This window comes from uncultured Sphaerochaeta sp., from assembly GCF_963676625.2.
In the GTDB taxonomy this organism is placed as follows: Bacteria; Spirochaetota; Spirochaetia; order Sphaerochaetales; family Sphaerochaetaceae; genus Sphaerochaeta.
This window is the reverse complement of the sequence record NZ_CAXXYB010000004.1, coordinates 584,539-607,871: the sequence shown is the minus strand read 5'-3', so window position 1 is coordinate 607,871 and position 23,333 is coordinate 584,539. Positions and strand designations below refer to the sequence as shown.

The following is a 23,333-nucleotide window of genomic DNA, read 5'->3' as shown; positions in this document are numbered from 1 at the left end:
TATGAAAAAAATCATTGATTTTAGCAAAGAATACACAATCGTCTATGTTTTATTTTTATTGGCAATAATATTCTATTTTGGCAATAATTCGTTCATCAAAGCCAGTAATTTTCTTACTATTCTTCGCCAATCCTCAATTTTGGGTATTGCTGCGATTGGTGGTATGTTTGTCATGGTCTCCGGAGGTATCAACCTGGCAATTGGGCCTCTTGTTTCAATCGTTACTGTTATTACTGCAATTCTTTGCGTTAACTTTGGAATGAATTGGGGGGGCGCAATGTTGGTTGCCGTACTCGTTGCGACGGTAATCAGTACCTTTATGGGATGGGTAATCCAAAAAACAAAAATCTGGGCGATGATCGGTACATATGCCTTTAATATAATAATTGGTGGCCTGGCTTATATTATTTGTGGGGGACTTCCAGTCTATGGTATTCCTTCTGCCTCCAAAATATTGGGACAAGGGTTTATAGGGTTTCTTCCTGTTCCTGTTTTGATGTTTGTCATAACCGCTGTCTTGGCGGCATTCTTTCTCAATAAAACCTATCTGGGAAGGCAATTTTATGCTTCTGGGAGTAATGATGAAGCTGCAAGGCTTTCCGGGATCAATACAAATCGAATCAGAATCTTTAGCTATACCATCAGTGGACTACTTTGCGGAATAGCTGGAATTGTAATGTATGGCAGAGTTGGTTCAGGGCAACCTCTTGCTGGAAATGGCCTTGAAATGGATGCGCTGACAGCGACTGTAATTGGTGGGGTAAGTTTAGCAGGTGGCGAAGGAAAAGTTTTTAAGGCGTGTAGTGGTGTCTTGTTGATTTCCATGCTGACAAATGGTTTGACTTTGATGAATATCGATGAGTACACCCAGATGGTTATTCGTGGAATAATTTTTGTGGCTGCAGTTATCCTCGATAGTTATCAACATATGGAAAAAATAAAAAGTAAAAAAATCGAAAATCCATTGGCTGAAACCACTGAAAAGTAATTTCTATATTTGGGAGCAAATCATGACGGTTAGATTACGCAATGCTACATTGCATTCTTTGGATTCTCGGATAAAAATTCCTTCCTATGATCGAAATGCGCTTTCTCCAAAGTTGGCCCATATTGGGTTGGGTCATTTTCATAGGGCTCATTATCTTTCATATCTCGAACAGCTTCTGGATCAAGGATTATATGATGGTGGAGTATATGAGATAGATATCATTCCCTCCGATGAGAAATTTATCAAGGACTTACAATCTCAGGATTATTTATATTCCTTGCAAACTATCTCAACTGACAAGAAGCAAGAGATAGAAATACGGGGAGGCATATTGAACTATGCCAATGCAAGTAAAGACCCCCAGACAGTATTGGATGTATTGGCTTCTCCTGATATAAAAGTAATTTCTCTTACCATTACTGAAAAAGGCTATTGTTATGATGATGTGCATCATAATCTGAATTTCGAGCATCCTTTGATTAAGGAGGATTTGATTTCTGAGCTTTGGCCCAGGACTGCAATTGGTTTTATTGCCAAGGCTCTTAACCAAAGATTCGAAAAGGGAAAGCAAAAAGTTGCTTTGCTGAGCTGTGACAATATCCCGGCGAACGGTCATGTCTTGAAAGTTTGTCTATTACAGTTCATTGAGAAAAAATACCCGAAGATCCTTGAATGGGTAAAACAGGACATTTTTTTCCCTTGCACTATGGTTGACCGGATAACTCCGGGAACTACAGAGGAAACTAGGAAAAATCTTCATAATTCTTTTCATCTCGATGATGCTTGTCCTGTGCATTCAGAAGACTTTATCCAATGGGTCATAGAAGACTGTCCCACACCAGAAATAAAAATGTTTTCTCAGGTTGGTGCCAGTTTAGTGCTTAGTGTTGAACCGTATGAATTGATGAAGATTCGCTTATTAAATGGAAGTCATAGTGCACTTTCCTATCCTGCATATCTTATGGGAATTACCAAGGTCGATCAGGCAATCGATAATCCTTTGATCCATTCTTTTATCAGGAACTATTATATGGAGCAAATTACCAAGTCTCTTGAACCGGTTCCTGGCATTGATCTTGATGAGTATAAAGATGTCTTGGTCCATCGTTTTGCCAACGAATATATTGGGGACAGAATTCTTCGACTTGCAAGTGATGGTTCAAAAAAAATAGCCAATGCAATTATTAAACCTTTATTTGAGTTGAAAAAAAATGATTCCCTTGTCTTGGTGTTGGCGTTTTGGGCTAGATTTCTGGAAGGTCTGGATGAACATGGCACTCCTATTCCTATTGATGATCCTCAAAAATTGATTCTCTGTGAAGTTCAGGATGATGATAAGCGATTTCTTGCTTTTATCGGCATTCAAGATGTCAGGATTCTTTCTCTTTTCTCTTTCTATCGAAAAGCAATAAGAGAGATGGGAACTGAAAAAGTGTTGCAACACTATATATCTGGGGAATTAAGGGAAATGGCTGAAAATCCAAAGAGAAAGGATGAGAAAAAATGAAATTTGAATATCGAAAATTCCTTGAACCAAAATATGGAAAAATATCACCTGGGGTCTATATGGAAAACCTAATTCCAATGGATGAAAGAAATATACCGGTTTGGCGAAAAAAATATATTTTTGATACCGTGACTACATTGAATAATTATTGGAGTAACCGAAGATGCTTCCCTGATCTTATGGAAGTGGAAACTTCAGATTTTCTTTTACCTCAAAGAGATGGTTATCAATTACCTGTCAGGATCTATAGACCGGCTGGTGAAGGATGTCATCCTATGGTATTGCTATTTCATGGTGGTGGCTTTGCTATGAATAACTTGGATGTCTATGATATGTTGGCAAGATATATAGCTTTATATGGAGAAGCTGTTGTCATTGCGCCTGAATATCGTTTGGCACCAGAATATAAGTTTCCTACTGGTTTGGAAGATTGTTATGAAACCTTGCTTTGGGCCGAATCAAATGCAAAGAATATACAAGGGGCTCTTTCTGGCATTACCGTCTGTGGTGATAGCTCAGGAGGTAATTTTGCAACTGCAATTTCAATAATGGCGAGAGATAGAAAAGGGCCAAGAATTCATAAGCAAATATTGATATATCCAGTGACCTACTTGGTTAAGGCTGATGAGCGAACTCATTCAGAGTTGGAATACGGTGAAGGCTATGAACTTGACTATGACAGTACTAAAGAATCTCTTGTGTATTATCTATCGGAAGAGAAGGATAGATTTTCAGTCTATGCCTCTCCTTTTCTTGCATCCTTGAAAGACTTGCCTCCTGCTTGTTTTATTTCAGCGGAATGTGACGCTCTTCTTGATCAGGGATTGATGTATGCAGCGAAACTTCAAGATGCTGGAGTGCCTGTTGAATATCATGTGTATGAAGGGATGCCCCATGGATTTATCAATCGTCCATATGGAAAGACTTTTGATGCCATGAATGATATTTGTAACGCACTGCCAAGAGTATAGGAAAAGAAAAAAATGAATAAAACGATGAAAGCTGCAGTAATGCTGGGAATTGGAAAGATGGGATATGTGGAAAAAATCATTCCAGTTCCCAATGATGATGAAGTGCTTGTAAGACTGGAATATGTAGGAATCTGTGGTTCCGATATGCACTATTATGAATCAGGGGCAATTGGTTCCTATGTGGTAGAACCTCCTTTTATTCTAGGGCATGAGCCAGGGGGAACCGTGGTTACCGTTGGTAAAAAAGTAAAGCATTTGCACGTTGGGGATAGGGTGGCTCTTGAACCAGGTAAGACCTGTGGCCATTGCGAGTATTGCAAGGAAGGCAAATATAATCTTTGTGCTGATGTTGAATTTTTTGCTACTCCTCCTATCGATGGCGTTTTCCAGGAGTATGTAGCACATGATGCTGCTCTTTGTTTTAAACTACCGGAAAATGTTTCAACACTTGAGGGAGCGTTGATTGAGCCCTTGGCAGTAGGTTTTCATGCAGCTAATCAAGGTGGTGCACATGTTGGGCAGACTGCTGTTGTTTTTGGATCGGGATGTATCGGTCTTGTTTCCATGATGGCTTTGAAAGCTGAAGGGGTTTCTAAAGTCTTTGTTGTTGACGTGATGGAGAAACGCTTGCAAAAAGCAATGGAATTGGGCGCTACTGCTGTTATTAATGGGGCTGCCTGTGATGTGGTTACCGAAATAATGAAGCTTACCGACAACCGGGGTGTTGATTTGGCCATTGAAACCGCAGGTAATGAAACTACGACTAATCAGGCGATTCATGCCGTAAGAAAAGGGTCCAACATTGTATTGGTAGGATATGGCAAAACAGGAAAGATCAATGTGGAAATGAGCCTTGCACTGGACAAGGAAGTTACCTTCAAGACAGTTTTTCGGTATAGGCATATATATCCTATGGCAATTGATGCCGTTGCCTCTGGCAAAATTAATTTAAAAGGTATTGTGACAAATATTTTTGGGTTTGATGATATTCAAAATGCCATGGATATGAGCGTTTCCGATAAGATGAATATCGTCAAATCAGTAGTGAAAATAGTGAGATAATGTACATAAGAGGAGAAAATATATGGCTTTATTCCATTGTCAATTATTCTCGAAGCAACTTTTTGCAAGCGTGGATGTTAATGTAATTCTTCCCTTGCCAGATTCTGGGAATTATTTTTTTAAAAGCAATATGGATTATCCCAAGGCAGATCAAAAATTTCAAACATTGTACTTGTTGCATGGGATTTCTGCTGATTATTCTGATTGGGTACGTTTTAGTGGCATTGAAAGATATGCCCAAGAACATCAATTGGCAGTTGTCATGCCCAGTGCGAGTAATAGTATGTACTGCAATTTGAAAAATGGAGGCAACTATTATAGTTTTGTGGCTGAGGAGCTTCCTTCTATGGTGCGTTCTATTTTCCCGCTATCTGATAAGCGGGAAGATAATTTTATTGCAGGATTATCTATGGGTGGGTATGGTGCCTTTAAAATTGGTTTGGGCAACCCCGGAAGGTTTCTGGCTATTGCCAGTTTGTCGGGAGGCTTGATTACTCATAAAGAAAATGATGGTAAGGATTCTCCTGTAGTGGGGTTAGCTCATTGGTTCAAATGGGTATACGGAGAAAATAATGAGCATTATGATGCAAATAATGAAGATTTGCTTTGTATAGTCAAAAATATGGTGAAAGAAGGAGCTCTGTTGCCAAAGATATACCAGTGCTGCGGAACTGAAGATTTCCTGTATTCTGATAATGTATTCTTTAGGGACGTTTTACATAATCTCAAGGTTGATGTTACGTATGAAGAGGGACCGGGAAGGCATGACTGGGATTTTTGGGACCCGTATATCAAAAAGATATTGGATTGGTTGCCTTTAAAAAATGGGTTTTCAAAGTAGTCGAGATGATATGCTATCTGCCAAATCAGATAGCTTTTTTTATAATTAAGTTTTCTGCTATAATCTTTTTAGTATAAAATATCATCAGTAAATTTACTACAAGTTTTAAAAGTACTAAAATGACAGAGATTCGTTTGGGAAAGGAGTTCATGATGAAGAATGCATCAATGAAAGATGTTGCGACGCTGGCCAACGTATCAACTGCTACAGTATCGCATGTAATCAATGGTAGCAGGAATGTTAATCTTGCTACCCAACAGAAAGTAAATGATGCAATCAAAGCTTTAGCCTATCAAGTCAACCCTACTGCTCGCAAGCTACGAAATGGTAGCTCCCGGTTGGTTGGTTTTCTTACTTCAAATCTTTCTCATTATTTTTATATAGAGATTGGTATGAGAATCGAAAGGATATTGAACGCCAATGGATATCAATTGTTTTTTGTAAATAGTGAAGAGACTGCTGAGAAAGAAAAACGAAATTTGCAGAATTACGTATTGGAAAATCTTGCAGGGTTGATCATCGTTCCTGTGGAACTTGATTGGAAATTCCTTGAGCCGATAATGGGAAAAATGCCTTGTGTTTTTATTGATAGAAAACCCATTGGTATCAAACGAGATATTGTGTTATCAACAAATCATGCCGGTGCTTTTGATGTGACCAATTTATTGCTTGGGAAAGGAGCAAAAAAAATAGCCTTCATTTGTTCTCGTTTTGATAATACTATGGCTGAAAGACTTAGTGGGTATGAAGACGCTTTACGGATGAATGGTATCGGAATAAACAAAGAGCTTGAATTCATCGGTACTGATAGACCAATGTTATATGGTGAAATAAGAATATGCAGGGAATGGGATGAATTACTTGATAAAGCTGTTTATGAGGAGAAAATAGATGCAATTTTATCTGGAAATGATCTTTTTGCATTTTATGCCGTGAATTATTTTGCCCGAAAGCATATAGATATTCCTCATGATTTGTTATTTTCAACTTTTGATAGTCCTTATTGGATGTATACTTCAAAATATCAGGTGATATCCATTTCCCAAGATGAACAGGCAATAGGCGAATATGCTGCGAAAGTATTGCTCAAAAGAATAAAGGGTGATACTTCTCCATTCATGGAATATCGGGTGAAAACAAAGATTGTTACTATAAATAAAAGTGAGTGATTATAATAATTTTAGATTGCAAAGTGTCTTTTTCTTTTTTACATAACCGAAAAGAAAGGTAAAGCGTCGATTCGGTTTATCCAAAGTGAAACAGGATTGACGACCATTCTTCTGATTTTATGCAAAATATCAAAGAGAGTTTTTTCCTTGGTTGCAAGATGAAAACCCTATTCTTGTTTTTCCTCTAGGCCACGAACCCAAGACAATATGGTTTCTAACAGGCAATCGAAGTTATAACGTCAGAAGAGGGAATTGATGTATTTTTCTTTTCTAATGCTTTGTTCAGGGATGTTAAGGATATCATCCCATTGTCCTTTTCGCTAAAGAAAGGTCAAAGAAATACATAAAATAGGCTGGAACTAATGTTCCAGCCTCCAATGATAATCAACTGATTCAATCCCGTTGCTTTTGTAAATTGCATGATCCTTTCTCGTATGATGCTTTCTGAAAAACGGATATCCAGTTTATTACCACAACAGAAAATCTTTTCCCTCTAGCCTCACCAAGGCCTCTATGAGAAAGTAGTCCCCGTAGATAATCGGTACTTGCTGGTACTCCGGATTATGGTAGGCTACCGTTCCGCCTCCGAGAATCCCGTCTGTACAAGGATTGTAGTCTGCCCACTTATCGCAGGAAGCGAGGAGAATTTTCTCTGCATTCTCTTGCCAGTATTGGGCTTCGGTGCCTTGGGTTTGTTTGGCAAGTTCAAGCATTCCACAGACTGCACACAGGGCGGCGGTGGTGTCGTCTCGTTTGGGCTCCAGGGGTGCCTTGAAATCAATGACGGGCACATATCCTGTCTTTTCCACTTCACTGATAAAATATCTGCCAATATTGCGTGCCACTTCCAGATAACTCTCTTTCTTTGTATGGACATAACTGAGTATGAACCCATATAAAGCCCAGCTCTGGCCACGGGACCAGGCAGACCCCTGTTGATAACCTTGTCCACCCAAGGTAGTCTCCAAATTTCCGTTCTCAGGATTCAAGACAGCGATATGGGCACAGGAGTAGTCGGTATTCACGATATTTTTGAGTACTGTATCTGCATGGGCCTCGGCTATGAAACGAAACCTGGGATCGCCAGTAACCTCACTGGCCCAGTAGAGAATTCCCAGGTTCATCAGGGAATCGACAATGACCCAGCCTACCTTATCGTCGTTCCAGCTTCTGATATAGCTTCCCCGTATATTAAAGCGCCCCGCCAGCAACGTTGCTGCGTGCAAACCCCTGCGTTTGGATATAGGATTTCCTGTCAATCTCCAATCCGAGACAGAACTTCCCAACCACATGAACCCGACATCATGGTGCAGTTCCTCAAACTGTTCCAAAGCCAAGTCCAGCCTGTTTTCCACCCCTTCGGCAGCTTCCCTGTACAGATTATTTTTCGTAGCATGATACAGTTGCCAGAGCATCCCTGGCCAAAACCCGTTCGTCCACCAAGCAATATCGGTTGTACCCATATCCTCTTGGTACACTCCCTCCTTGGGAATATACGGAATTTTATCTCCCAGGCGTATGCATTCAGCCTCAGCCTTTTGGGTGACTTTGTCGTAGATCTCTGTTAGTCTCGTATCAATATTCATCGTTGCATTCCTTCGGTTTTGTAAGAGAATTGGGTAAAATCGGCATACATGCCGCTTCCCGTCAAATCCTGGGCACAAAGTCCTATCATCATGCCGGTATATCCGGCACCTTCCACTGCTTCATCACTGAGAAAACTTGCATCCAGGGAGGGCCCCAATTTCATCCAGTCATCTTCCTCTTTGGTTTTCCAATATCCTTGCATCTGGTCAAAGTTGACGACTAGCCTCAACCCTATCGTTTGAGCTTCCACTCCTGTTATTGCCATTTCCCTATATTCCTTGTTCCTGCACTCTGCAAGCTTCAGGCATCTTCCTGCCTGCTCATCAAATCCCAGGCAAAGATATAGGTAATTATCTTGGTTATAGAGGCATACCATTCCGGCCACTTGGTGGAAATCCGTTGGGTTGCCTTCAAGCTTTACGGTGCTTTCAAAACAGAAATCGGTGACTTTTTGTGCAACCAGACTCTGTCTGAATCGCGAATGCAAGGATTCATACCCATACAAACGAAGCCACCCAGATCGTTTTTTCAAGGAGTATTGCCAAGGTTCCAGGGGTGAGCGAAGGGTAAGCAGATCAAACGGAAGCGTGTCAGCCGAAAAATCCTGGATAGTCTCCGTTGTCTGACCACTTGCAGACCTTTGGTCAGGAGCCAGGGTTTCCACTTCCAACGAAGGCAGTATCCCTCCTGACTGCAACCTTGGGTATTCCCCTGGTTCCCAGACAAGTTGCTGCAAAGCAGTTTCCCTTCCCAGGGTGCTTCTGTTGCAACCGGGAAGCGGCCTGCTGCAGAGATGCATTGCATACCAATTTCCCTGTGGGGTATCAAACAGACTGGCATGGCCTGCCTTCTGGAGCGGGTATTCCTTGTCAAACTTGCTGGTGAGCAAATACCCTTGGGGATCATCGACATAGGGCCCAAACAAAGAAGTCGAGCGTGATACTACCGCCGAATGCTCTGTTCCCGTTCCCCCGTAGGCAATCATGAGGTAATAGAACCCTGCTCTCTTATAGATGGTGGAACCTTCCCTGAGCCCGTCATGGGGATAGATCATCCGAGGTTTTTCCACAAGTCGTTTCTGCTTTGCATCATATTCCTGGATCTGGATGAATCCAAACTTATCATGCCCTTTCTTTCTGTAGTCCCAGTTGAGGTTGACCAAGTATTTTTTTCCGTCTTCTTCATGGAATAGGGAAGGGTCGAAGCCTGTTGAATTAAGGAAAATGGGCTCAGACCAAGGTCCTTCAATGGATGGTGAGGTAACCAGATAGTTGTGCAAATCCTTGGAGACATAGCTTTTCATGTCCGTATAGACTAGGTAGAACAAACCTTCATGCCAGCTTAGGTTCGGGGCCCAGATGCCGCAGGAAGGTTCTTCTCCTCGCATATCAAGTTGGGAAAGATGACAAAGAGGGCGCGATACCACCTGCCAATTGGCCAAATCGAGTGAAGAATGAATCTCTATTCCAGGATACCACTCGAAGGTACTGGTCGCGACATAATAGGTATCGCCAACCCGGATAGCCGAAGGGTCGGGGTGGAAACCTCTCAATATGGGATTTTTGATCGTTAGCATGGCAAGCCTTCCTTATCGAGTGTTATCGAGCCCCATAGTCTGGGTTTGCCAGTCCTATTGATTTGCAGTCCCTCTTCTGTGTGGGTAAGGGTGATCCAGGTTCCCTGGCCTTGCTCATAGGCAAAACTCACCCCGTCATCTTCATATATCCTTGTCGTCTTTCCTTGGGTATTCCCGTAGGAAAGCACTGTAAGGTCTGTAAGCTTCTCAAGTGAACTATCGGGAACATGCGAGAGAGGTGGCATGAGAGGAAGGAGAGTTCCTTCCTTGACAAAAATCGGCATAGTTTCCAGCGAACAGGTGATTTCCACCATTTTCCCACCGATATATTCCTGTTTGGTTTCGAAAGCATACCAGAGACCTTCTGGCAAATAGACTTGTCGTCCTGTCTCTTTTGCAAAGAGAGGAGCCACGAGCAAGGAATCTCCCAACATGTATTGGTCGCAGAATTCAAAGGTCCTGGTTCTGCCATACGGGGCATCAGTGGAGTCGAACTCTTTGTGTCCTGCCTTGGATAGCTTGGTGGTAAGGTCTCCGAACATCAATTCCATCGAACGTACTACCGGTATTCCTTCATAATGGTATTGGGCATAGGTGGTATATAAATAGGGAATGAGTCTCATTCGCAGATTCAGGTATTTTTTTACAATGGGGGTCACTTCTTCGAACGTCCAGGGTTTTGTCTTGTCTCCCCAGGCGTTGAGCAAGGCAAGGGGACTGAATACCACGCTCTGGATACGCCTGACCCAATCTTCCTTGTCCTTTGCCTTGCGGACCTCAGGAGTCCAGAGCAAACCCGAGAAAGAACTGTTATAGAGAGCAGTAATATATTGGCGATGGTCATACAGGTCGGAATAGAGAACAAAGGGAAGTGGAGGTGCTCCTGTCCCGCTTGCCCGTACCAGCCCAAAGGTTCGTTTTCCTTCCCTACGGAATAGATCATCCATGGTCTTTTGCATCAAAAGCCCATAGTTCTGTCTCATTTGTTCACCGTCCTGACCACTGGGAAATTGAGCCTGGGGAGGAAACATCCAGGAACAATCGGTAAGTTCACTGCCATCACATTCATCAAGTTTATAGCCACTTACCCCAAAGGCAAGATGATCTTTTGCATGCTGGTCCTGGAAGATCTTTTGCACTTGAGGCAAGGAAAAGTCGGGAGCAAGGCCGCCCCAGACTGTATGGGTCCCGCAATACGGTTCGATGGCCTTGTAGAAAGGTGCCTCGGGCGATACCCAGGCGTGTTCCCAATTGTTTACATGGATATCAAGTTGCTGCATTTCCCCAGAAAACCCCTTGGGGTCGGGGAATCGTTTTTTGTGCCAGAGAAAACTGTCTGGATAGTTCGTGCTATGCCACCCAGGTTCAAGACCCAGGACATCCAAGGGGAATCCTCTTCTACGGAATTCCTTTGCTTCGTTTACAGCTTCTTGTTGGGAATAGATTGAAGGAACCCTGTGCCAGAACCCCAAGGCCCAGAGGGGGGGCAAGGTCCCCCCACCGCAAAATAGATTGTAACGCTGTACTACCGTCTTCATGTCAGGTCCAGCAAACAGGTAGAGCTGAGCCCCTTCGCCTATGAACGTAGCCTCGACGCAATCGGAAAGCATGGTGGCTTTCCAAGCGGGGTCATCGGTGGAGTTACGGCAGACAGGAGGATGGGAACTGTCTTTTCTGACTGTTGAGCCGAGGTATAGGCTCACGATATGGCTGGTATCGACAAGAACTCCGTATCCTTTGGAAGAGACATAGAAAGGAACCGGTGCATGGGACTCCCCGGTATCTTGCTTTGGGTCACTGTTGACCCGTAAATAACGGGTTTTCCCCCTTTGCTCCACCTGCATGAACTGAAGTCCGCAACCATAGAGTTTTTCTTCGGACGTCAGAGGAAAACGGATGACTACCCGGGCTCCTATTTTTTCAATCTGCAGATCGGAAAAGGAGAACGGAAGGGGAGCCTCTTCGAGGCTCTTTAACCCTTCCTCATAGGGGGAAAACCCGAGTAGCGAAAGGGGAGAGAAGGCATCCCCTTCAAAAATTGTCTTTGCGTAAATGCCATTTGCCAACATACTCATTCCTTTAGCTCTTGACGGCACCGCTCATGATGCCATTGACGAAGTATTTTTGCAGGACGATGAAAACGATGATGACGGGAACAATGGCCACAAAGGTACCGCTGAACAACACGTCATAGCGCACCTGAAATTCACCGATGAACGAGAATATCTCGACATTGATGGTTTTTGGGTGGTTGGCCGGCATTACCATCATCGGCATGAGGAAATCGTTCCAGATTCCCACACCCTGGAGAATCAACATACTGGCAGTGCAAGGTTTGAGAAGCGGAAACACGATACGCCAAAAAGTGGAAAAGGGAGAACAGCCATCGATGGAAGCGCTCTCTTCTATTTCCTTGGGTATTCCCTGGATAAACGAACAATAGAGCAGGGTTCCGAAACTCGTAGCTCCTGCGATATAGATGAGTATGGGGGCAAGCATGGTTCCGAAAAGGCCAAAGAATCTCAGTTCCTTGAACAAGGGAATCATGTAGGCTTGGAAGGGGATCATCATGCCGCTGATGAAGAAGGCATAGAAGAAAGCCTTGAACTTGCCTCCTCTCCGTTCGATGACATACGAACTCATGGGGATGAGGGCTATCATAAAGATACAGGACGTGACGGTAAGAATCAGGCTATTGAGTGCTGCCTGGGGAATGCTGGTCTTGTTCCAAAGGTAGGCAAAATTGCTGAAATTCAGCTTTTTGGGTATTCCGATGGGATCCTTGAGTATTTCCCCGTTGGTCTTGAAAGCAGAAATCAAGGAGAAGAATACAGGGAAGAAGAAAAGAAGGGCGAGTATAAGCGTGACGACCAAGATGACAATGTCGCTTGTTTTCCACTGTTTTTGTTGGGTAAAGGTTGCTTTATCGTGCATGCTACGCCTCCACTTCGAAATGTCGGGTGAATTTCGTTTGTACCAGGCTCAAGACCAAGGTAAGCAAAAAGAGAATCATTGCAACGGCGGTTCCGTAGCCTTGCTTGCCTTCGGAGAACGCGACGGTATAAATCTGGTAGGTAAGGGTCTCTGTGGCAAAGCCTGGTCCGCCACTGGTCATGGCTACGATTTGATCGAATACTTTCAGGCCATTGATCAAGGAGAGTGTCAAATTGATGGTAAAGGTTCCTGCCAGCATGGGTACCATGACACTGAAGAATTTTCGTATCGGTTTGGCTCCATCAATATCGGCAGCTTCCAAGACATCCTTGGAAATGCTGGTCAGTCCTGCCAAATAGATGATCATGTAATATCCGGCACCTTTCCATACCATGACAAAGGTTACGCTCCAGAGAGCTAGGTCAGGGTTCCCCAACCAGTCGACCGAAGGTATGCCGATTTTATTCAGGACGAGATTTATTACCCCGAAGCTGTAATTCAGGAGAGCTACCCAGACATATCCGGTAACAATTCCCGAAAGGAGATTGGGTATGTAGAAAATGGATCGAAAGAGGGTCTTGCCTCGTCTTACCTTGTCCACGAAGAGAGCCAGGGCAAGGGCTACGATGTTCTGCACGATTGTCAGTGATACTGTAAGACTGATTGAATTTTTAAAGGCATTCCAGAATCGTGCATCGTGTATCATGTCTCTGTAGTTTCTCAAGCCTACGAATTCCATTACGGGATTCAGACCATCCCAACTGGTGAGGCTGAAATAGATGCTCATGATCGATGGCAGAATGATAAAGACAGAGAATAGTGTGATGGAAGGGACTGCCATCCAGATAGGAACCCTTGCTGCCAGGCTTCTTTTATTCTTGGTACGATTTATTGTCAATACGTTGGTATTCATGGAATGCTCCACAGATCATCCACTCCCGGCAAAAGCCGGGAGTGGATGATAAGATCGGTAGGTACAGTCAGTCTAGAGGGACTGATTGACTAATTTGGTTGGATTGAAGTCGCGGGTATCTGTAGCCCATTGGGTATCCATATCAGAAAGCAGTTGCTTGACCGTGATTTTGCCCATGATCATTTCCTGTACTTTCTTGTAGGTCCAGTTTCTGAAGGACGGGGGTAATTCATTGTCACCTACGCCAATATTCCAGCTCAATCTCTTGGGATACTTGTTGCTCATGTCCAGTATTGATTTCATGAGATCGGAGGTCTCATATTTCATGACTTCCTTGGTAGTCGGGAACGAGTTGGTCTTCTGCAAGAATTGTGCATATTCCTTGGAAGAGAAGAAGAACTTGACAAATTCCTTGAAACATTCGGCTTTGTCAGGATCGGCAGCGGCCGTGGTGTTCAGTGCCCAGCCTTGGCTGGTTGCCCCGCCATGCAGGTAGATATTCCCTTCATCGTTGGGAATGGGGAAGAATCCAATTTCAAAGGAGGGATCGGCTTCCTGGATCTGGGCAATCGTCCAGGTCCCTGTATAGACCATGGCTGCCTTTTCCGTAACCAATAGAGATACGATCTGGCTTTCCTTGGTGCTCATGAAGCCACCTTCCACATTGCCATCGAGGAAGAGATTGCCAAGGTAGGTCATTGCCTTTTCCATTTCAGGTGAAGAGAACTTGGTTTTTCCTTGGTACAGGTCAGATACCCAGTTGGGATTATCGTGGGTTACATAGTCGATGAGGTAATGGTTGAACAAGAATCCGATGTGCCAGATATCAGCGACTCCTGCTGCCATGGGAGCAATGCCAAGTTTCTTGACCTGGTCGCAAATTGCCAGGAAATCAGCGTAGGTCTTCGGTTCTTCATTGATTCCGTTCTTTTGGAACAAGGCTTTATTATAGATGATTCCATAGGGATATTGTGCAACGATAGGAGCCGTATAGACGGTACCGTAGACAGGAATAAGGGAATCAAAGAGTGGCTTGAGTTCCGAATCCAGGGGTGCAAGCATTCCTGCCCGTACAAATACCGGTACGTCGCGACATTCGAAAATGTCGGGCATCTGTCCAGAGGCATTGAGCGTCTTGAGGGAATCAAGATAGGCTCCAGTACTGATCGAAAGGTTTTCTTGCAATTTGTACTTGTCCTGGGAGGCGTTGAACGCTGTCACCATTTCATGGATGGTCTCCTTGGTTGTTGTATCTCCTGTTGCAAAGGTAATGGATACAGATTTGGGTTGTACCTTTGTATTTTCTTGCTTGCCGTTTGCAAATGCAACGGTAGAAGAAAAGAACAGGATTAATAAGGAGACTAAAAGATAATTTACTTTCTTCATAACAATGATCCTCCATTTAATTGACACTAACTGATACTTATTTATCATACTATATGTGTCAATTAGGATTCTATCATTGGTTTTCATCCTTGTAAAGAGAATGATTTAAGAAACTATTTTGCTTTTAGTAAGATTTACGCATATTAAATGACACTAATTGACATACTTTTGTATAAAACTGCGTGACATGCAAAAAAAAACATGGTATGCTTGCCATATCATGAAACAGACAAATACGAAAGAAGCCTATATTGCCGAAATCAGTAGAAGAAGTGGAGTCTCCCGGTCTACCATCTTTCGGTATTTTGCCGAGGAACCGCTCAGGGAAAGTTCTCGCAATCGTATTGCGCAAGCCATACAATCAATGGATCAGGAACAAGAGCTCAAGGCCGAAGCCCTTCCTGCTTGTACCACGGAAATCATTGTAAGCGTAAACTCGACTACCTTTGATCAATTTCAGGGTAATAGCGAGGCCCTTTCCGGAATATTGGAAGAGGCTGCCAAATGCGGGGTCCGCATTCGTCTGGAACGGGATTTCCATGGGGATCGTGCAGGAATGGGCGTGATCATTCTTGGCAAGCATGATCCTGAGGAGACTGAGGAACGTACCTTGCTCAGTGAAACAGGAGTTCCGTTCGTGGTGGTCAACCGGATGATCGATGAAGGGAATATCAGCTATGTTGCCTCGAATGTCTGTTTGTGTGCTTCTGATATGTGCAGGCATTTGGTTGCCCAGGGTTGTCGACGAGTTGTTTTCTGGGGAGAACTTGAGACCAGGGTATCGCAGGATAAATTCAAGGGTTATAAACTGGCTCTCCAGCAAGAGGGTATTCCCTATTCTCCTGAACTGGTATTCCCCAATACGGTCTCTCTTGAGGATACGATCCAGACTATCCTGACCATGAAGCCTCGTCCTGATGCTTTCATGGCAATGGATGATGAGACTGCCATCAAGATGATCAGGCTTGCAACCCAGGCGGGGTTGCGAATACCCCAGGATATCGCGATCAGTGGCATGAATGACCTAGGATCTTCAAAGAATATGATTCCATCCTTGACCAGTGTCAAGATTCCCTTCAAGAAACTTGGTAAACTAGCTCTGAAAACCCTGCTCAAGAATATGGAAGACCTTGATTATCTTTGCACCAGGGTTACCGTACGCCATACCCTGGTGGTAAGGGACAGCACGAAGAAAATCAAAGAATAAAAAGTGCCATTCCTTATGTTTTTCTCAAGACTTGTTATTGCAAAGGAGTAGGTAAGCTATGAGGAAAGTTGGTATTTACTATGCGTATTGGTGTGAAGAATGGGATACTGATTTCTTTCCTTTTATCAAGAAAGTAAAAGACCTTGGGTATGATCAACTTGAGATCAATGGCGGTACTGTTGCCATTATGACTGAAGGAGAAAGGAAACGGTTACTGGATGAAGCCAAGGCACAAGGTGTTACGCTTTCCTACGGTATTGGTCTTACTGCTGAACACGATGTTTCTTCCAAGGACGATGCTGTAAGGCAGGCAGGCCTGGATTTCATGACACAGATGATCAAGGCAGTAGGTTCCATGGGCGGTGGGACCATTTGCGGTACCGTTTACAGTACATGGCCCCGAAAATTACCGAAGGGAGAGAACAAGCAGGATTATCTGGACCGTAGCATTGAGAGCATGAAAATTCTTTCAAAAATTGCCGAGAAGGAACATGTCATTCTGTTATGTGAGGTAATCAACCGATTCGAGCAATTCCTTCTCAATACGTGCGAAGAGGCTCTCGCCTTTGTCAAAAAGGTTGATAATCCTGCATGCAAGATTCTTCTTGATACGTTTCATATGAATATAGAGGAAGATTCCTTTGGGGATGCCATTCGTAATGCAGGAAGCTATCTGGGTGGATTGCATCTGGGCGAATGCAACCGAAAGCCAGTTGGTATGGGGCGAATGCCCTGGGATGAAATCAAGAAGGCTCTTGATGATATTGGTTTTACAGGGGCTCTTGTCCAGGAACCTTTCATTTTGCCTGGAGGTCAAGTAGGTCAAGACATTGCAGTATGGAGAGAAGTAGTCAAACAGCCCAATTTGGATTTGCTGGCCAAAAACTCAGCAATCTATATCCGAGAACATCTTGCTTGAAGTGAGTTTTATACTTTTTTCACAATTCTTTCATGTCTTGCTCATGTTTATGACTTTATATAAGGGTACAAACCAAAGGGCGGAAGGAAGACTCCTTCAAAGAAGTCTCAGCCTTCCAAGGGTTTGATGGGCATGGTTCTGAACGACAGGGACCTTTGTATCGAAGCAGGAACAAGAAGCAGACTAAAATCGTTTCTCCAGCATCAGGGATACAAGGAATCCAGACAGGGCACATACCGAGAAGTGGGGAGGATTTCCCAGATTCTCATTTCCATGCATATCCAACTTTTTAAAGTTTATAAATAGAGCAAAGATCATTCACTTCCTGAATAATCCCCTTTGTGTTGGAGACAACCTAGAGGGGTTCTGCTATGGACTGGCTGAAGAAACCTTACCTTTTATTGTTACCCCTTTCAATCTGGTATGATACAGTAAGTAGAAAGATTTCTAAAAGACATAGGAAGCATTCATGAAACGTATTCGATATGGTCTTATTATTTCTGTATTATTCTCTCTTGTTGTTTTTAACCTTTTTGCAGCAGAATCCCTTAAATCGGTGGAAGAGGAGTATTATGACTTTCTTTTTCTCCTTGGCTATGCAGAGCGTCCCACCTTGGGATATCGGACTCTCAGCGATTCTACCTGGCAAGTTTCAGATAATCTTGTCTGGAAGGATATTGATTTGGGAACAAAAAGGTCTTTGGGGTCTTCTGACTTTACCTACCGTCTCTATGGACCGGAATTCTTTTCTTCCTATAACTCAGCCTATCCTTATGGTCAAAACGACGGAGCCTTGGTGCAAAGCAAGGGCTTGAACGCCAGCCTTACCGGAGGAATACGTATCGAAGGACATGGTCTTGAAGTGACTTTCAAGCCTTTGCTGGCGTTTACCCAGAACCTTGATTATCCGACGATGCCAAAAGGTTCAAGCTATGATTCTGAATATGCGTACTACTGGGCAGATATTGATAATCCCCAACGTTTCGGCGATGACCCTTATTTCCTGTTTGACTGGGGCGATTCCGAACTTCGTTACACCTGGAAGAGCTTTACTATCGGGGTGGGAACCCAGTCCATGTGGTTCGGGCAATCGTGGCTGAACCCGATGTTGCACTCCAACAATGCTGGAAGCTATCCTAAAGTGGATTTTGGTTTGAGGAAAACCGCCTTGACGGTTCCCTACCTGGGATACCTTGGTGATATAGAATTTCGTGTCTATGCAGGTATTCCCAGTTACTCCAACTACTACAAAGATGGCTACGATACCTCAGACAAGAAACTCATCACGGGACTGAATGCTTCCTATGCACCATCATTTCTTCCCGGAGTGACGTTTACTCTCAACAAGATTTTCATGACTACTTTTTCTTGGGATAATCTGGAGGAATACTTCTTGCGTTTGTTCTTTATTCCCCAGACCAATACATCGCAAGAGGATGGCAAGGCCTCCTTCAGTGCCTCCTGGGTCTTGCCCTCCGTGGGCCTTGAGCTCTACGGGGAATTGGGAATCGACGATTATGTTGTTGGTACGTATGGATATATCAGATACCCGTTCCATACCATGATCTATACCATAGGGATGAAGAAGGCAATGACCATCAATGAGGCGAAACATATCTATGGTGAGTTGTTCTTTGAATGGAATGACAATGAGATGTCCCAGGATTTCCAGTTCCAATGGCCATATACATTTTACAGCTATCCAGATCTTGGTGGCTACACCAACAATGGGCAACTTCTGGGAGGTGCTTCCTGTCCGGGAGGAAACAGCCAATACCTGGGATATCGAATCTATTATCCCAAAGGGGAGTGGATGGTTTATATCAACCGTACCAATCCTGATAATAACTATTTGTATTCCAAGATGGTCGATGAAGGAGCAAGTGCAGAAACAAATCTCTACTATTATGGCAGTTTCAAAGCAACTCTTGCCGTGGGGGTAACTACTGACTATGCCTTGACTCCTCATATATGGGTTCATGGTGGGGCCGTATATGAATTGGTTGTCAATGCGCTCTACAAGACTGATATTCTTGGTGCAAAAGTAGGACAGGATACGATATTGAATAACTTCCGAGGTGAATTTGGTCTTAAATGTAGTTGGTAGAATTGGATGGTTTATATACCCCTAAGAAAACTATTCATTGTAGATTGGTACAAGTAAATACGTTCTTAGGTTCTCTTGCTTGGGCATAACTAGGTATACTCAATAAATCGACGTATACATGTTGGAATTTTTTAGCAAGGAGTGCGTTCATCCATGAAAGAAATTGATGCTGACCAGATGAAGGAAGTCCAGCTTGCCATCCTTGCTTGTCTCGATACCTTTTGCAAAGCCCATAAGATTACCTATTTTCTTTCAGGGGGGACTTTATTGGGTGCTATCCGTCATAAAGGTTTTATTCCTTGGGACGACGATATAGACCTTGCCATGCCCCGTACTGATTATGAACGATTCATCTCGGAATTTGCTGACCCTATCTATAAAATATATTCCTTGAAGACCTCGAAACATTGCCGTTTTCCTTTTGCGAAGGTTTATGATTCAAGAACGTCTGTTCTGGAGGGATCGTATAAAAAGAAATCGGAATTTGGACTTAATATTGATATTTTCCCGCTGGATGTTGCTCCTCAGGATGTTAGTTCAATAAAGAATCTGGTCAAGCACTCTCGTTTCTATCAGCAACTACTTAAAATAAAATTGGCAGGACTTTCATCTCAATGGACCCTTGTCCAAAATTTTGGGTTGGCAGTGGGGCGTGTATGCTTGCTTCCGTTGAGCACAGCCTTTCTCTCTTCCAAGATAGATGCCCTTGCTTTCTCTTGTTCCTCGGTTCCTTCCTCCAAGATGGGTTGCATGGTATGGGGCTACAAGGAACGGGAAATCCTGGACAAGGCTGTGTTTGCTTCTACTGTTCCCGTGGAATTTGAAAAGCTTGTTTTCCCCGCTCCTGTGGGCTATCATACATATCTGTCCTCTCTCTATGGTGACTACATGCAACTGCCACCAGTTGAAAAACAGATAACCCATCACGACTTTGTCGCATATTGGAATGAATAAATAGAAGGAACGTGGAATGAACATAGCCTTGATATTTGCAGGTGGTACCGGTATTCGTATGAATAGCAAAACCACACCCAAACAGTTTCTCCCCGTGTTCGGAAAAACTATTATCCAATACACCCTTGAATGCTTTCAAAGGCATGAAGAGATTGATGCCATCTGTATTGTCTGCATCAGGCAATGGTGTGGTTTTGTCGAAGCATTGGTAAAGAAAGAAGGCCTTTCAAAAGTCAGATGGGTTGTACCCGGGGAAAGACGGCCATGGAATCACAATACATTGGTTTGCAGACTGTTTCCCTATCTTGTCCTGATGATTCCATCGTATTGTTGCACGACGGGGTTCGTCCCCTCATCGGTTCTGACCTTATTTCCTCTTGTATTCAAAGCACCAAGGATTTTGGATCAGCCATTACCGTTGCCCCTGCGATAGAGACTATCATTGAGACCAATGATAACGATGAAGTAACCAGGACAATTGACAGGAGCCTTTGCTCCCTTGCCCGGGCACCGCAGTGTTTCTACCTGTCTGAAATTCTTTCTGCCCATGACAATGCCCTTGAGTCGGGGAATTATTCCTTCATTGATTCTGCCTCCTTGATGCTAAGTCAAGGCAAGCTCTTGCATACTGTCCAAGGTCCTGCTGACAATATCAAGATAACCACTCCCATCGATTACTATATCTTCAGGGCAATTCTGGAAGCCAGGGAATCGTCCTTGGTATTCGGGGTCAACTGATATGGCAGTTTTTATTTCTTCCCAGGAAAAAGAAGACCTAGCCTCAATTGCATCCTATGCATCACTTGACACCTTGGCAGGCAAGACTATATTGGTCACTGGCTCTACTGGCCTGATAGGTTCAGCCCTGATCAAGGGAATGGTATTGTATGGGAAGACTCATGCTAGGCCCATCACAATTATTGGACTTGCCAGAAATGAAAAGAAGGTCAAGGAAGTTTTTGGATCCTTTCTCGACTTTGCTTATCTTTCTTTCGTTTATCAGGATATTCACTTTCCTTTATCCCTTGCTGTTCCCGTGGACTATATTGTTCATGCAGCCTCGGTTACCAGTTCTTCGTTTTTTATCTCCCATCCTGTGGAAACCATTGAAACCACGGTCTTGGGTTCCTTGAATGTCCTGGAATTCGCCAGGGAACAAAAAGTTTCATCCTTGGTATATCTTTCTTCCATGGAAGTGTATGGAAGGGTGGGAGAATCTGAAGAGCGCACAACAGAAGATACGCTTGGTTCTCTTGATATCCTCAATGTCAGAAGCAGTTATTCCGAGAGCAAGCGAATGGCAGAATGTATGTGTCGATCCTATTACGAAGAACATGGGGTTCCTGTCAAGATTGCCCGTCTTGCCCAGACCTTTGGACCAGGAATAGGGGCGCAGGACAACCGGGTTTTTGCCCAGTTTGCCAAGAGCGCTCTTACAGGGCAAGATATCGTTTTGCACACCACAGGACTATCGGTAGGCAACTACTGTTATCTACCCGATACTATCAAAGGTATTATTACCTTATTGGTCAAAGGTGCCTCAGGCGAGGCTTATACAATAGTCAATGAGGATACCAGTATGACTATTGCAGATATGGCTTCCTTGGTTGCAGAAAAGGTTTCCAAGAATTCCATCAAAGTGGTATATGATGTACCGCCTAAAGGCATAAACCTGGGATATGCTCCGGATACCAAACTCAGATTAAGTGCAAAGAAGATGAATGGTCTTGGATGGCATGCAGAGGTAAATCTTGAACAAGCGTATCAAAGGCTTATTACTGGTTTACGAGAAGCAGCGGAGTTCCAAAAAGAAAGAATATAAAGAAAAAATGATTTTGTATTTTCCATAGTTTTTTCCCTGTGACTGAGCTTTGTTAAAGTTTTCTTTGTTTGATATGCTATTTAGGGAAATATGTGAAATGCATCTAGGGTGCGCTGGAAGAGGGGTGTTGGGTATACTTTGCATAAGAGCCGTATGTATCCCCAAGTGTTTTGAGATAAGGAGTATCTTGTTCTATGCTAGAAATTCATGTTAGGCAGTTGAAAGGAATCCCGCAAACTCTCTATATAGGTTTTGTCTTGAATGTGGTATTCAATGAATATAAATAATAAAATTGCAATAGTGATAACAGGAATGTCTTTCGGGGGAGCAGAACGAGTAACTGCATATCTTTCAAATTATTTCATTGATAATGATAAAGATGTATATTTGATTTCCCTTACAAAAACTGAACTGGCTTATCCTCTTTCTCCTAAAATTCACTATATTCAATTGAAACCCTCGGAAAAGAAAAATCCTTTGGTCCGATACTCCGTTCTTGTTAAGCAAATCAGGCAAACTATAAAGCAAATACAACCAAGCCTTGTTTTGGGAATGATGTCCTATAGTGGTTCTTTGACGGCTTTTGCCTGTGCAGGTTTGCATATTCCTGTACTTTTATCGGAAAGGAATGATCCCTATACTACCCAATCCTTTAGTACTATTGAAAAAAAAATAATACGATTTGCTTACCATAGATTTGCCTATCGGGCAGTGTTCCAAACCGAAAGCGCGAAGACTTATTACTACAATAAAAACAGTGATCGAGGAGTGGTCATTCCCAATCCTTTGTATCTGGAAGATTTGCCTGTACCTAATGAAACGATCAATAGCACAATGGAAATTGTTTCAGCGGGAAGGCTTTCCAAACAAAAAAATCAACAGTTACTGGTAAGGGCCTTTTCCTTTGTACATAAAGAATATCCTGCAAGTACGCTTACCATTTATGGTGAGGGTAATCAACGCAAGGAACTTGAGCAAGTCATATCTTCGCTTCATCTGGAAGCTTCAGTATTTTTGCCAGGTATTGAAGCTTCAATCTTCCCTAAATTACAAAAAGCCCATATTTTTGTCATGTCCTCGAATTTCGAGGGAATGCCCAATGCTTTGATAGAAGCAATGGCAATGGGATTGCCTGTCATTACTACGGATTATAGTGAAGGACGAGGAACCTTGGTGATAAATAATGAGAATGGCCTACTCGTACCCCGTAATGATGTGGAAGCCCTTTCCCGTGCGATGATCTCTCTTTTTGAAGATTCTTCCTTTGCCTTTAGGTTGAGTAGAAAGGCACTGGCTATTCGGCAAGAACTTGACAGTAAGGAAATCTGTAAACAATGGTTGTCTACGATTGACCATACAATTGCACTGTATGCCAATAAGTAAAAAAAAT

At 43.2% G+C, this 23,333-nt stretch carries 19 protein-coding genes and 1 pseudogene; 14 read left to right on the top strand and 6 right to left on the bottom strand.

Annotation, left to right across the window (positions count from 1 at the left end):
• Position 1: 1 nt before the first annotated feature.
• From ACHZBG_RS05905 to ACHZBG_RS05880, 6 genes are all read left to right on the top strand, one after another.
• Positions 2-988: an ABC transporter permease gene (locus ACHZBG_RS05905; protein ID WP_320128524.1), complete on the top strand. Its 987-nt coding sequence runs from the start codon at positions 2-4 to the stop codon at positions 986-988.
• A 22-nt stretch (positions 989-1,010) separates the two neighbouring features.
• Complete coding sequence (locus tag ACHZBG_RS05900; RefSeq protein WP_320128523.1) at positions 1,011-2,495, top strand: mannitol dehydrogenase family protein; 1,485 nt, start codon at positions 1,011-1,013, stop codon at positions 2,493-2,495.
• A complete protein-coding gene (locus ACHZBG_RS05895; protein ID WP_320128522.1) occupies positions 2,492-3,466 on the top strand; it encodes an alpha/beta hydrolase in 975 nt (324 codons plus the stop codon). Before ACHZBG_RS05900 ends, ACHZBG_RS05895 begins: the two co-directional genes overlap by 4 nt.
• A gap of 12 nt (positions 3,467-3,478) precedes the next feature.
• Complete coding sequence (locus ACHZBG_RS05890; RefSeq protein WP_320128521.1) at positions 3,479-4,528, top strand: NAD(P)-dependent alcohol dehydrogenase; 1,050 nt, start codon at positions 3,479-3,481, stop codon at positions 4,526-4,528.
• Between the two features lie 22 nt (positions 4,529-4,550).
• Positions 4,551-5,369, top strand: coding sequence for an alpha/beta hydrolase family protein (locus tag ACHZBG_RS05885; protein WP_320128520.1), 819 nt, complete (start codon positions 4,551-4,553; stop codon positions 5,367-5,369).
• A gap of 152 nt (positions 5,370-5,521) precedes the next feature.
• On the top strand, positions 5,522-6,538 hold the full coding sequence (locus tag ACHZBG_RS05880) for a LacI family DNA-binding transcriptional regulator (protein ID WP_394699333.1): 1,017 nt from the start codon (positions 5,522-5,524) through the stop codon (positions 6,536-6,538).
• Positions 6,539-7,005: 467 nt separating this feature from the next.
• Here the strand turns inward: ACHZBG_RS05880 and ACHZBG_RS05875 are convergent, their stop codons facing one another.
• From ACHZBG_RS05875 to ACHZBG_RS05850, 6 genes are all read right to left on the bottom strand, one after another.
• Positions 7,006-8,124 (bottom strand): glycoside hydrolase family 88 protein, encoded by a 1,119-nt coding sequence (locus ACHZBG_RS05875; protein WP_320128518.1) that lies wholly within the window; start codon positions 8,122-8,124, stop codon positions 7,006-7,008.
• Complete coding sequence (locus tag ACHZBG_RS05870) at positions 8,121-9,701, bottom strand: glycoside hydrolase family 43 protein (RefSeq protein WP_320128517.1); 1,581 nt, start codon at positions 9,699-9,701, stop codon at positions 8,121-8,123. Before ACHZBG_RS05870 ends, ACHZBG_RS05875 begins: the two co-directional genes overlap by 4 nt.
• The gene (locus ACHZBG_RS05865) at positions 9,695-11,776 is read right to left on the bottom strand and encodes a TIM-barrel domain-containing protein (protein WP_320128516.1); all 2,082 of its coding nucleotides are present in this window, start codon (positions 11,774-11,776) and stop codon (positions 9,695-9,697) included. The genes ACHZBG_RS05870 and ACHZBG_RS05865 overlap by 7 nt, the downstream gene beginning before the upstream one ends.
• Before the next feature lie 4 nt (positions 11,777-11,780).
• Positions 11,781-12,635 carry a carbohydrate ABC transporter permease gene (locus ACHZBG_RS05860; protein WP_320128515.1) on the bottom strand — a complete coding sequence of 285 codons (855 nt, stop codon included), beginning with the start codon at positions 12,633-12,635 and terminating at the stop codon, positions 11,781-11,783.
• A 1-nt stretch (position 12,636) separates the two neighbouring features.
• Positions 12,637-13,548: a sugar ABC transporter permease gene (locus tag ACHZBG_RS05855; protein ID WP_320128514.1), complete on the bottom strand. Its 912-nt coding sequence runs from the start codon at positions 13,546-13,548 to the stop codon at positions 12,637-12,639.
• 72 nt (positions 13,549-13,620) lie between these two features.
• Positions 13,621-14,934 (bottom strand): extracellular solute-binding protein, encoded by a 1,314-nt coding sequence (locus ACHZBG_RS05850; RefSeq protein WP_320128513.1) that lies wholly within the window; start codon positions 14,932-14,934, stop codon positions 13,621-13,623.
• 220 nt (positions 14,935-15,154) lie between these two features.
• On the opposite strand from ACHZBG_RS05850, the gene ACHZBG_RS05845 reads away from it, so the two are divergent.
• From ACHZBG_RS05845 to ACHZBG_RS05810, 8 genes and pseudogenes are all read left to right on the top strand, one after another.
• Entirely contained in the window at positions 15,155-16,141 is a 987-nt protein-coding gene (locus tag ACHZBG_RS05845; protein WP_320128512.1) for a LacI family DNA-binding transcriptional regulator, read from the top strand.
• A gap of 58 nt (positions 16,142-16,199) precedes the next feature.
• Positions 16,200-17,060, top strand: coding sequence for a sugar phosphate isomerase/epimerase family protein (locus ACHZBG_RS05840; protein ID WP_320128511.1), 861 nt, complete (start codon positions 16,200-16,202; stop codon positions 17,058-17,060).
• 469 nt (positions 17,061-17,529) lie between these two features.
• Entirely contained in the window at positions 17,530-19,167 is a 1,638-nt protein-coding gene (locus ACHZBG_RS05835) for a capsule assembly Wzi family protein (RefSeq protein WP_320128510.1), read from the top strand.
• A gap of 153 nt (positions 19,168-19,320) precedes the next feature.
• Positions 19,321-20,121 (top strand): LicD family protein, encoded by an 801-nt coding sequence (locus tag ACHZBG_RS05830; protein ID WP_320128509.1) that lies wholly within the window; start codon positions 19,321-19,323, stop codon positions 20,119-20,121.
• A 16-nt stretch (positions 20,122-20,137) separates the two neighbouring features.
• Positions 20,138-20,323, top strand: a pseudogene (locus tag ACHZBG_RS05825) (2-C-methyl-D-erythritol 4-phosphate cytidylyltransferase); the annotation flags it as partial.
• A 62-nt stretch (positions 20,324-20,385) separates the two neighbouring features.
• Complete coding sequence (locus tag ACHZBG_RS05820) at positions 20,386-20,859, top strand: 2-C-methyl-D-erythritol 4-phosphate cytidylyltransferase (RefSeq protein WP_320128508.1); 474 nt, start codon at positions 20,386-20,388, stop codon at positions 20,857-20,859.
• 1 nt (position 20,860) lies between these two features.
• Entirely contained in the window at positions 20,861-21,943 is a 1,083-nt protein-coding gene (locus tag ACHZBG_RS05815; RefSeq protein WP_320128507.1) for an NAD-dependent epimerase/dehydratase family protein, read from the top strand.
• Between the two features lie 273 nt (positions 21,944-22,216).
• Complete coding sequence (locus ACHZBG_RS05810) at positions 22,217-23,326, top strand: glycosyltransferase (RefSeq protein ID WP_320128506.1); 1,110 nt, start codon at positions 22,217-22,219, stop codon at positions 23,324-23,326.
• Positions 23,327-23,333: the final 7 nt, after the last annotated feature.

Bases quoted from the DNA above. Each gene is read 5' to 3' on its own strand.
- ACHZBG_RS05905 (WP_320128524.1), top strand. From the start codon at position 2: ATGAAAAAAATCATTGATTTTAGCAAAGAATACACAATCGTCTATGTT.
- ACHZBG_RS05900 (WP_320128523.1), top strand. From the start codon at position 1,011: ATGACGGTTAGATTACGCAATGCTACATTGCATTCTTTGGATTCTCGG.
- ACHZBG_RS05895 (WP_320128522.1), top strand. From the start codon at position 2,492: ATGAAATTTGAATATCGAAAATTCCTTGAACCAAAATATGGAAAAATA.
- ACHZBG_RS05890 (WP_320128521.1), top strand. From the start codon at position 3,479: ATGAATAAAACGATGAAAGCTGCAGTAATGCTGGGAATTGGAAAGATG.
- ACHZBG_RS05885 (WP_320128520.1), top strand. From the start codon at position 4,551: ATGGCTTTATTCCATTGTCAATTATTCTCGAAGCAACTTTTTGCAAGC.
- ACHZBG_RS05880 (WP_394699333.1), top strand. From the start codon at position 5,522: ATGAAGAATGCATCAATGAAAGATGTTGCGACGCTGGCCAACGTATCA.
- ACHZBG_RS05875 (WP_320128518.1), bottom strand. From the start codon at position 8,124: ATGAATATTGATACGAGACTAACAGAGATCTACGACAAAGTCACCCAA.
- ACHZBG_RS05870 (WP_320128517.1), bottom strand. From the start codon at position 9,701: ATGCTAACGATCAAAAATCCCATATTGAGAGGTTTCCACCCCGACCCT.
- ACHZBG_RS05865 (WP_320128516.1), bottom strand. From the start codon at position 11,776: ATGAGTATGTTGGCAAATGGCATTTACGCAAAGACAATTTTTGAAGGG.
- ACHZBG_RS05860 (WP_320128515.1), bottom strand. From the start codon at position 12,635: ATGCACGATAAAGCAACCTTTACCCAACAAAAACAGTGGAAAACAAGC.
- ACHZBG_RS05855 (WP_320128514.1), bottom strand. From the start codon at position 13,548: ATGAATACCAACGTATTGACAATAAATCGTACCAAGAATAAAAGAAGC.
- ACHZBG_RS05850 (WP_320128513.1), bottom strand. From the start codon at position 14,934: ATGAAGAAAGTAAATTATCTTTTAGTCTCCTTATTAATCCTGTTCTTT.
- ACHZBG_RS05845 (WP_320128512.1), top strand. From the start codon at position 15,155: ATGAAACAGACAAATACGAAAGAAGCCTATATTGCCGAAATCAGTAGA.
- ACHZBG_RS05840 (WP_320128511.1), top strand. From the start codon at position 16,200: ATGAGGAAAGTTGGTATTTACTATGCGTATTGGTGTGAAGAATGGGAT.
- ACHZBG_RS05835 (WP_320128510.1), top strand. From the start codon at position 17,530: ATGAAACGTATTCGATATGGTCTTATTATTTCTGTATTATTCTCTCTT.
- ACHZBG_RS05830 (WP_320128509.1), top strand. From the start codon at position 19,321: ATGAAAGAAATTGATGCTGACCAGATGAAGGAAGTCCAGCTTGCCATC.
- ACHZBG_RS05820 (WP_320128508.1), top strand. From the start codon at position 20,386: ATGGAATCACAATACATTGGTTTGCAGACTGTTTCCCTATCTTGTCCT.
- ACHZBG_RS05815 (WP_320128507.1), top strand. From the start codon at position 20,861: ATGGCAGTTTTTATTTCTTCCCAGGAAAAAGAAGACCTAGCCTCAATT.
- ACHZBG_RS05810 (WP_320128506.1), top strand. From the start codon at position 22,217: ATGAATATAAATAATAAAATTGCAATAGTGATAACAGGAATGTCTTTC.